Consider the following 9,564-nt stretch of genomic DNA (forward strand, 5'->3'; position numbering starts at 1 on the left):
CCGGGCGGACGATGCCCGACGACGTCACCTGACCTGCGCCAGCAGCACCTCGCTGACCGCGGACAGCAGCGCCGGCTCGAGCCCGAGCGCGTGCACCGCGGAGACGCGTAGCCCGACGGGCTGGTCGGTCGTCGCGACGTCGAAGACGCGGTTCTTCGTCGCGTGCTCGACCTGCGCCCGGTCGAGCAGCGCGAACAGCCGCGCGCGGACGTCGTTGGCCCGCAGCTGCGGCGCCTCCCCGAGGTCGACGTGCAGCGCCGACGACGGCGCGACGCCCTCGACCAGCACCGAGGTGCGCGTTGATGAACGCCGCACCGCCGCTTCCCGCACCTCACCGTCGACGACCACGGCCGGCACGACGTCGTCCGCGAGCGCCACGAACGTCACCGTCCACGTCCGCCGCGCCGGCACGACGTCGAGCGGCCCCTCGGCGGGCCCGACGACGAGGCGCCCGGCGGCCTGGTCGAAGGCGACCGGCGTGCGCAGCACCTCACCCGAGGTCGTGTCGTCGTCCTCGAGCAGGGTGAAGGCGCCGTCGGCGCCGACCACCACGAGCAGCTCCACGTGCGCGGGGTTGGCCGGCTCGTTGTCGGGGACCGCCGCGCCGTCGAGCGGCACGATCGCCCCGGCCCGCGCCAGCACCGGGACCGACGTGAGGTCGCGGTGCAGCACGACCTCGCGGTCGCCGTCGTAGACCAGGTCGGTCATCACGTCGACCCACGTGCCCTCGGGCAGCCAGGCGCGCACCGAGCCCAGCAGGGTGCGCCGGTCGGCGGGCTCGGTGATCGGTGCGACCACCAGCTCGGTGCCGAACGTCGCCTGGTTCGGCACCGCGTAGGCCTGCTCGGCATGGGGCCAGCGGTGGTACATCGGCTGCACGAGGGGCAGGCCCTCGGCGGCGGCCCGGTGGTTCATCGTGTGCAGGTACGGCACGAGGCGGTGGCGCAGCCGCAGGTGCTCCGTCATCACCTCGCGCACGGCGGTGGGGAAGTCCCACGGCGCCTTGGAGATGAAGGCGTCGGCCCCCGAGTGCAGGCGCGTGATCGGCGAGAACGTGCCCAGCTGCACCCAGCGCGCGGCCAGCTCGTCGTCGCGGGCGCCGAAGAAGTGGCCGCCGATGTCGTGGCTCCACCAGCCGTAGCCGATGTTCGCCGCGGTCGCCGTGAAGTACGGCTGGAAGGCCAGCGAGTCCCAGGAGATCACCGTGTCCCCGGAGAAGCCGACGGGGTAGCGGTGGCTGCCCGGCCCCGCGTACCGCGAGAAGGTCAGCGCGCGCCGCCCGTCGCGGCCGTTGTCGAGGAAGTGGAAGTGGTTGAGCATCCACAGCGGGTCGAGGCCGGCGACGCGCGAGTGCGGGCCCTGCTGCCAGTCCAGCCACCAGAAGTCGACGCCGTCCTCCTCGAGGCCGCGGTGCAGCACCTCGAAGTACGCGGTGAGGAAGTCGCGGTCGGTGACGTCGAAGGAGATCGGCAGCCCGCTCGAGGCGTCGCGGCCCAGCGCCTGCGCCATCGCCGCGTAGGCGTCCTCGTGCCGGCGGACGCCGTCGGCGGGGTGCACGTTGAGCGTCACCCGCAGGCCGCGCTCGTGCAGCGCGGCCAGGAGGGCTGCCGGGTCGGGGAACAGGTCCCGGTTCCAGGTGTAGCCCGTCCACCCGCTGCCGAGGGCCGGGTCGACGTCGACCACGTGCCAGTCCATGTCGATGACGCTGACCGACAGCGGCACGCCCTCGGCGCGGAAGCGGTCCATCAGCTCGAGGTAGGAGTCGGTGGTGTACCGGTGGTAGCGGCTCCACCAGGTGCCGAGCGCGTAGCGCGGCAGCACGGGCGTCGGGCCTGAGACGGCGCGCAGCGCCTGCAGGGCCCCCTCGTGGTCGAGGCCGTACGTGAACAGGTACAGGTCCGTGCGGCCGACGCCGTCCGCGGCCACCCACCCGTCGTCGGTGAGCAGGAACGAGCCCGAGTCGTCGACGAGCGCCAGGCCCGTGCGCGAGACGACGCCGGGCTCCAGCGGGACGGCGCCGTTGGCCTCGTCGAGCGTGCGCGCGGTCCCGCCGAGGTCGTCGGGCTGCTGCCCGTAGCGCCACACCGAGTGCCACGTGGTGATGCCGCCGAGCGCCGCCACGGACAGGCCGTTCGCCGTGAACGGGCCCTTGTCGTAGGTGAGGTGGAAGCGCGCCGTGAAGATCTCGAGGTGGCTGCCGCTGTCGACGACCCGGAAGTCGGGGACGGGCAGCTCGCGCGTGAGGGCGAACGTGGACGCGCGGTCCTCGAAGCGCCCGTCCTCGGCGTGCTCCATGCGCACCAGGCCGTCGGTGAGGACGGTGAAGCGGTAGCGCTCGCCCTGGACGACGGCGCGGGGGTCCGCCACGGGGGCCGAGGGGAGGGGCAGGGCGTGCGTCATGGGGGAAGTCTGGTCGGGCCGCGCGAGGCGAGCGCGAGGAGCACTCCGGGCACCCCGACGGCTGGGCCGGCCGGCTCTGTCCGACGTCGCACGGATGCCCTACGCTCCGCGCAGTCACTCACCGTCGAGGAGGCTCTTCGTGCGTCGTCCATCCGCCATCACGTCCGGAGCAGGAGCCGCGGCCGTCGCCGCCGCGCTCCTGCTCGCCCCACCAGCTGGTGCCGCGCCCACGGGTGGGCCGGCCGCCGACCGCGCCGCGGCCCGGTCGGCGCTCACGAGTCGGCCCCCCACGACTCCGCCCGCGCAGCAGGCGCAGGACGAGGCGCTCGCGGGCACCTCCCTGCGAGAGGACCTCACGCGGGAGCGCTTCTACTTCGTCATGGCTGACCGCTTCGAGAACGGCGACCCCACCAACGACGACGGCGGGTACGGCGGGGACAGGCTCGACAGCGGGCTCGACCCGACGCACAAGGGGTTCTACCACGGTGGTGACATCGAGGGCGTGCGCCAGCAGCTCGACTACATCGAGGGGCTGGGCACCACGGCGATCTGGCTCACGCCGTCGTTCGTCAACCGCCCGGTGCAGGGCGCGGGCGACGCTGTCTCCGCGGGGTACCACGGGTACTGGATCACCGACTTCACGCAGATCGACCCCCACCTCGGCACGAACGAGGAGCTGGAGCGGCTCATCGACGAGGCGCACGCGCGCGGCATGAAGGTCTTCTTCGACATCATCACCAACCACACCGCGGACGTCATCCAGTACGCCGAGGGCTCGCAGACCTACATCTCCAAGGACGCCGAGCCCTTCCGCGACGCGCAGGGCCAGGCCTTCGACGACCGTGACTACGCCGGCGGGACGGACTTCCCCGCGCTGGACGCCGCGACGTCCTTCCCGTACACGCCGGTGTTCGCCGAGCCGGAGGACGCCACGGTCAAGGTCCCGGCCTGGCTGAACGACCCGACGATGTACCACAACCGCGGCAACGCGCGCTTCGACGGCGGCGAGTCGGACGTGTACGGCGACTTCTCCGGGCTGGACGACCTCTTCACCGCGCGGCCCGAGGTCGTCACCGGCATGGAGGACATCTACAAGGCGTGGGTGGACCTCGGGATCGACGGCTTCCGGATCGACACCGTGAAGCACGTCAACATCGAGTTCTGGCAGCAGTTCGCGCCGGCGATCACCGACCACGCGGCGTCGATCGGCAACGACGACTTCTTCTCCTTCGGCGAGGTCTACGACGCCGACCCGCGGGCCCTGTCGCGCTTCACCACGGAGGGGGCGCTGCAGTCCACGATCGACTTCGGCTTCCAGGCCCGGGCGCAGTCCTTCGGCAGCGGCGGAGCCACCCAGCAGCTCGCGGACCTCTTCGCGATGGACGACCTCTACACCGACGCCGACAGCAACGCGTACTCCCTCCCCACCTTCCTCGGCAACCACGACATGGGCCGCATCGGCATGTTCTTGCAGGACGGCGGCGCGGAGGGCGACGAGCTGCTGCAGCGCGACCAGCTCGCGCACGCGCTGATGTACCTCGTGCGCGGCCAGCCGGTCGTCTACTACGGCGACGAGCAGGGCTTCACCGGCGACGGCGGCGACCAGGACGCCCGGCAGGACATGTTCCCCTCGCAGGTGGGCACGTACAACGACGACGTCCTCGTCGGCACGGACGCCACGACGGCCGAGGCCAACTTCGACACCACCCACCCGATGTACGCGACCATCGCCGACCTGTCGGCCCTGCGCGAGGAGCACCCGACGCTCGCCGACGGCGCCATGGTCGCGCGCCACGCGGAGGACGGCGCCGGCGTCTTCGCCTTCAGCCGCATCTCCGACGACGACGACGTCGAGTACCTCGTCGCGACGAACAACAGCGACGAGCCGCAGACCGTCACGCTCGACACCTTCAACCGGCGCACCGCGTACGAGGGGCTGTGGCCGGCGGCGACGCCCGACGTCCGCTCCGACCACGCGCAGCAGGTCCGCGTCACGGTGCCGCCGCTGTCCGCCGCGGTGTGGCGCGCCTCGAAGGCCCTGCGCCCGGCGCGCTGGGCCCCGACGCCGGTCTTCACGACGGGCGCCGAGGTCAGCGGCCGCGCGGAGGTCTCGGTCGACGTGCCCGGCGACGGCTTCGACCAGGTGACGTTCGCCGCCCGTCCCGCGGGCTCGGGCGCGGAGTGGGAGGTGCTCGGGACCGACGACAACGCGCCGTACCGGGTCTTCCACGACGTGCGCGGCCTCGAGGAGGGCGCGGAGCTCGAGTACCGCGCCGTCGTGCGCGACCACTCCGGCAACGTCGCCGGTGCGGGGACGACGGCCGTCGTCACCCCGGAGCCGGGTCCCGGCGTCGGCGGCGAGCCGATGTCCGTCGCCATCGCGGGCGACCTGAACACCGAGATCGGCTGCGAGTCCGACTGGACGCCCGACTGCGACCAGGCGCAGATGACCTACGACCCCGCCGCGGGGGTGTGGACGCTCGTCGTCGCGCCCCCGGCGGGCACGTACGAGTACAAGATCGCGGTGGACCGCTCGTGGACCGAGAACTACGGCGCCGGCGGCGTGCGCGACGGCGGCAACATCACCCTCACGACGTCGGGCGGCGCCGTCACCTTCACCTACGACACCCGCACGCACCTGGTGACGGCGGTCGAGGACGTCGTGGTCCAGCCCGGCGCCGTCGCGGTGGCGGGTGACCTCAACGGCGAGATGGGGTGCACGGCCGACTGGTTGCCGAGCTGCGACCAGGCGCAGATGACCTTCGACGAGGCCACGGGCCGGTGGGTGCTGTCGGTCGACGTCCCGGCCGGTAGCTACGCGTACAAGATCGCGATCGACCGCGCGTGGACGGAGAACTACGGCGCCGGCGGCGTCCCCGACGGGCCGAACATGACCCTCGACCACGACGGCGGGCCCCTGACGTTCGTCTACGACCACGCCACCCACCGGGTGGTCGTCGAGTAGCGCACCCGGCCACCAGCACCTGACCGCCCGCACCCGGCACCGCGCCCGGGTGCGGGCGGTCTGCTCTCAGCGCTGTGCGGAGCGCCCCCCGCGACCGGGTGGTGACGAGCGGGTCAAGGGCGCAGGGAGGCCCACCGCCGTACCGGTGCGGGACGACGGCTCCGAGAAGGACGCGTGAGGGCCGGCCCCCTCTGGTTGAGCTCGGCGACGACCGTGGCCCGAGGGCTGCACATCGGCAGACGTGGAGTCATGCTCGTCTGCATGCGGACGACGCTCGACCTGGCGGACGGCCTCATGGCGGCGGTGGAGGCGAAGGCTGTCCACGAGGGGCGGACAGCGACGAGCATCGTCGAGGAGGCGCTGCGCGCTCACCTCGCGGCTGAGCAGACGGCGTCCTCGGTCGAGCCGCTCCCGACCTGGGGATCGCCCCGAGGTCGGGTGCTCGTCGACCTGCAGGACGGACGCAGACGCTCTCCGGGCCTCGCTGGACGAGCCGGCGTGATCCTTCCCGCCGCAGCGCGTCTCGTCGAGCGATGGGCGCCGCCGGGCGTCTGACGGCGACCGCGGTCACCCACCGCGCCGCCGCCCCGGTGGTCGGGGCGGCGGCGGTCACGAGGCGGTCGTCATGCAGACGGACCCGTGCTCAGGCGAGGTCGTACTCCGCGAGGAACTCGGTGGCGACGGTGGCGGTGTCCTGCCGGTCGACCTGGACCTTGGCGAGGTACTCGGTGAGGTTCTCGGTCGTCAGCGCCGCGGAGACCTCGTTCAGCGCGTCCACGACGGTCGGGGTGGCGGCGGACTCGCGGATGAGCGGCACGATGTTCTCGGCGAGGAAGAGGTTCTCCGGGTCCTCGAGGACGACGAAGTCGTTCTGCGTGATCGCCGAGTCGGTCGAGAACAGGTTGGCGGCGTCGATCGTCCCGTCGGCCAGGGCGCCCACGGTGAGCGGGCCGCCGGCGTCGAGGGGGCGGAACTCGCCGAACTCGAGGCCGTAGACCTCCTCCAGGCCGGGCAGGCCCTGGTAGCGCTCCTGCCACTCGGGGCCGGCGCCGGCGACGAGCTCTCCGGCCACGGGGGCGAGGTCGCCGATCGTCTCCAGGCCGTACTCCTCGGCGGTCTCCCGCCTGACCGTGACGGTGTCCTTGTCCTCGGCCTCGGACTGCTCCAGGACGATCGTCCCCTCGGGAAGAGCGTCCGGCAGCGCGGCGTAGACCTCCTCGGAGTCGCTGATGCCCTCGGGCACCCCGCCCTCGGTGAGGGCCGACAGCAGCGCGCCGTTGTACTCCGGGAGCAGGTCGATCGACCCGTCCTCCAGGGCCTGCAGGTACAGCTCGCGGGCCCCGATGTTGAAGGAGCGCGAGACCTCGACGCCCTCGTCCTCCAGCGCCTGGGCGTATATCTCGGCGAGCAGCTCGCTCTCGGGGAAGTTGGCGGACCCGACGGCCACCGCGCCCGCGTCGGCGCCGGTCGCGGCGTCGTCGCCGGACCCGCCGGCCAGGGGGTCGGAGTCCGCGCCGCAGCCGGCGGCGGTGAGGGTGACGGCGGTGACGAGCGCGAGGCTCGCGAGGTGGCGACGTGACACGGGATGTCCTCCAGGACGTGGTGGATGAGCGACGTGGGTGAGCGAGAGAGCTGAGCGGGGTCGGGAAGTCAGGTCGGGGGGAGCGGCCTCAGGCCGGGGTCGGCCTGTCGCCGAGGAGCTCGGGCTCGGTGTCCGTCGTGCCGCGGCGTGCACCGCGCGCCTCGGCCCGGCCGTCGAGCCCGGGCGAGACGGTCAGGCGCTGCACGAGCCCGAGGAGCAGGTCGAGGGTGATGGCGACCACCGCGACGGCCAGGGCCCCGGCGAGCACGCGGGAGTAGTCGTTGAGCGCCAGGCCGTCGATGAGCAGGCGGCCCAGGCCGCTGAGCCCCACGGCGGCCGCGACGGTGGCGGTGGCCACCACCTGCAGCGTGGCGCTGCGCAGCCCGCCCATCATGACGGGCAGCGCCATCGGCACCTCGACCTGCCAGAGCACCTGCCGCGGGCGCATGCCCATGGCCGTGGCGGCGTCCACGAGCGCGGGGTCCACGCCGCGGATGCCCGCGTAGGTCGAGGTGAGGATCGGCGGGACCACCAGCACGGTCAGCGCGATGAGCACCGGGGCCAGCCCGAGCCCGAGCAGCGTGACCATGAGCATGAGCAGGCCCAGCGTCGGCAGGGAGCGCCCGGCGTTCCCGGCGTTGATGGCGACGAAGGAGCCGCGCCCGGTGTGCCCGATCCACAGGCCGACGGGCAGGGCGATCGCGGTGCCGATCAGCATCGCCAGCGCGGTGTACCCGAGGTGGGCCAGGGTGAGCTGCGGGAAGCCCCCGGGCGCGCTCGCGCTCCAGTTCTCGGGGTCGAGCAGGTAGGAGAGGTCCACGGCGTCACGCCCTCCCGCTCTGGGCGCGGGCCCACGGGGTGGCCGCCCGCTGCGCGAGCACGATGACGAGGTCGGCGATCGCGGCCAGGAGGACCGACAGCACGACGCCGACGAGGATCGGCTCGACGTAGAAGAGCTGGAAGCCGCGGGTGAACAGGCCCCCGAGCCCGCCGATGCCGATCAGCGCGCCCACGCTGACGAGACTGATGTTGGCGACAGTGGCCACCCGCAGCCCGCCGAGGACGACCGGCAGTGCGAGGGGCAGGTCCACCTCGCGCAGCCGCTGCAGGCGCCGGTACCCCATGGCGGTGGCGGCCTGGGTCAGCGCCGGGTCCACCGAGCGCAGCCCGTCGGCGACCGTGCGCGACATCAGCGCCAGCGTGTACAGGCTCAGGGCGACGACGATGTTGACCGGCGAGAGCACCCGCGTCCCCAGCACCACCGGCAGGATGACGAACAGCGCCAGCGAGGGCACCGAGTACAGGAGCCCCGACGCGGTGAGCAGCGGCTGGTAGAGCCGCGGGAAGCGGACGCCGAGGTAGCCGACCGGCAGGGCGAGCGTGCCGCCGATGAGGACGGGCAGCAGCGCCAGGTAGACGTGCTCGCGCAGCGCGGTGAGGACCGTGCCGGAGTTGGCCGCGAGGTAGTCGATCACGCGGGCTCCTCCCGCGACGTCCGCGTGGCGTGCGCGCTGCGCCGCCGGGCGGCCAGGTGCTCGGAGAGGTCGGAGTGGCTGACGACGCCGTCGACGGCGCCGCTCGCGTCCACCCGCACCGCGAGGCCGACGGGGGACAGGATCGTCAGGTCGGTGACGTCGCGCAGCGAGTCGCCGTCGGTGAAGGTCCCTCCGGTGGCCAGCGGCGCGCTCGTGCTCGCGATACCCGGTCCGGCCCAGCCGAGCGGGCGGCGCGCGTCGTCGAGGACGAGCCGCAGCCCGTCGTCGGAGCGGCCCTCGACCCGCCCGTCGGGGGCGACGGGCTGCACGGGGACGTCGCCCGCGCCGTCGAAGGACAGGCTGCGGAAGCCGCGGTCGCGCCCCACGAACTCGGCGACGAAGTCGTCCGCCGGCTCCTCGAGCAGCTGGCGGGGCGTGCCCACCTGCGCCAGGTGGCCGCCCTGGCGGAACACGGCGACCCGGTCGCCGATCTTGATGGCCTCGTCGATGTCGTGCGTGACGAGGGCGATGGTCTTGCCCAGCTCGCCCTGCAGGCGCAGGAACTCGCGCTGCAGGCTGTCGCGGACCACCGGGTCGACGGCGCTGAAGGGCTCGTCCATGAGCATCACCGGCGGGTCCGCGGCCAGGGCCCGCGCGACCCCCACGCGCTGCTGCTGCCCGCCGGAGAGCTGGGAGGGGTAGCGGTCGGCGAAGTCGCGCGGCAGACCGACGCGCTCGAGCAGGTCCATCGCGGCGCCGCGGGCCTCGCGGCGCTTCCGCCCCAGCAGGTGCGGCACCGTGCCGATGTTGTCGGCGACCGTCCGGTGCGGGAAGAGCGCGGCGTGCTGGATGACGTAGCCGATGCCGCGGCGCAGGTCGGCGGCGTCCTTGTCGGCCACGTCCTGCCCGTCGATGCGGACGCGCCCGGCGGTCGGCTCGACCATCCGGTTGATCATCCGCAGCGACGTCGTCTTGCCGCAGCCGGAGGGGCCCACGAAGACGGTGATCTGACCCGTCGGCAGCTCGAGGTCGAGCTCCTCCACCGCGACGGTGCCGTCGGGGTAGCCCGGATCCTCGCGGTGGTCGCAACAGCCGAAGCCACCAGGGGACGGCGATGGTCAGGTTCACTGCCGTGATGGACA

At 73.2% G+C, this 9,564-nt stretch carries 7 protein-coding genes; 2 read left to right on the forward strand and 5 right to left on the reverse strand.

The genetic code is table 11. The features are described from left to right. Positions 1 to 24: 24 nt before the first annotated feature. Complete coding sequence (locus Q0848_RS09840) at positions 25 to 2,400, reverse strand: glycoside hydrolase family 31 protein (RefSeq protein ID WP_299037041.1); 2,376 nt, start codon at positions 2,398 to 2,400, stop codon at positions 25 to 27. A 139-nt stretch (positions 2,401 to 2,539) separates the two neighbouring features. On the opposite strand from Q0848_RS09840, the gene Q0848_RS09845 reads away from it, so the two are divergent. Beyond that, positions 2,540 to 5,365, forward strand: a complete 2,826-nt coding sequence (locus tag Q0848_RS09845) for an alpha-amylase family glycosyl hydrolase (RefSeq protein ID WP_299037042.1) — start codon at positions 2,540 to 2,542, stop codon at positions 5,363 to 5,365. A gap of 261 nt (positions 5,366 to 5,626) precedes the next feature. After that, positions 5,627 to 5,920, forward strand: a complete 294-nt coding sequence (locus Q0848_RS09850) for a hypothetical protein (RefSeq protein WP_299037045.1) — start codon at positions 5,627 to 5,629, stop codon at positions 5,918 to 5,920. Positions 5,921 to 6,008: 88 nt separating this feature from the next. Here Q0848_RS09850 and Q0848_RS09855 read toward each other — a convergent pair whose 3' ends face one another. From Q0848_RS09855 to Q0848_RS09870, 4 genes are all read right to left on the reverse strand, one after another. Continuing rightward, the gene (locus tag Q0848_RS09855; protein ID WP_299037046.1) at positions 6,009 to 6,947 is read right to left on the reverse strand and encodes an ABC transporter substrate-binding protein; all 939 of its coding nucleotides are present in this window, start codon (positions 6,945 to 6,947) and stop codon (positions 6,009 to 6,011) included. Between the two features lie 88 nt (positions 6,948 to 7,035). Further along, a complete protein-coding gene (locus Q0848_RS09860; protein ID WP_299037048.1) occupies positions 7,036 to 7,767 on the reverse strand; it encodes an ABC transporter permease in 732 nt (243 codons plus the stop codon). Between the two features lie 4 nt (positions 7,768 to 7,771). Next, positions 7,772 to 8,422, reverse strand: a complete 651-nt coding sequence (locus tag Q0848_RS09865; RefSeq protein ID WP_299037050.1) for an ABC transporter permease — start codon at positions 8,420 to 8,422, stop codon at positions 7,772 to 7,774. Continuing rightward, entirely contained in the window at positions 8,419 to 9,465 is a 1,047-nt protein-coding gene (locus Q0848_RS09870; protein ID WP_299037052.1) for an ABC transporter ATP-binding protein, read from the reverse strand. The genes Q0848_RS09865 and Q0848_RS09870 overlap by 4 nt, the downstream gene beginning before the upstream one ends. Positions 9,466 to 9,564 lie beyond the last annotated feature (99 nt).

Source organism: uncultured Pseudokineococcus sp. (genome assembly GCF_947495735.1).
GTDB lineage: Bacteria > Actinomycetota > Actinomycetes > Actinomycetales > Quadrisphaeraceae > Pseudokineococcus.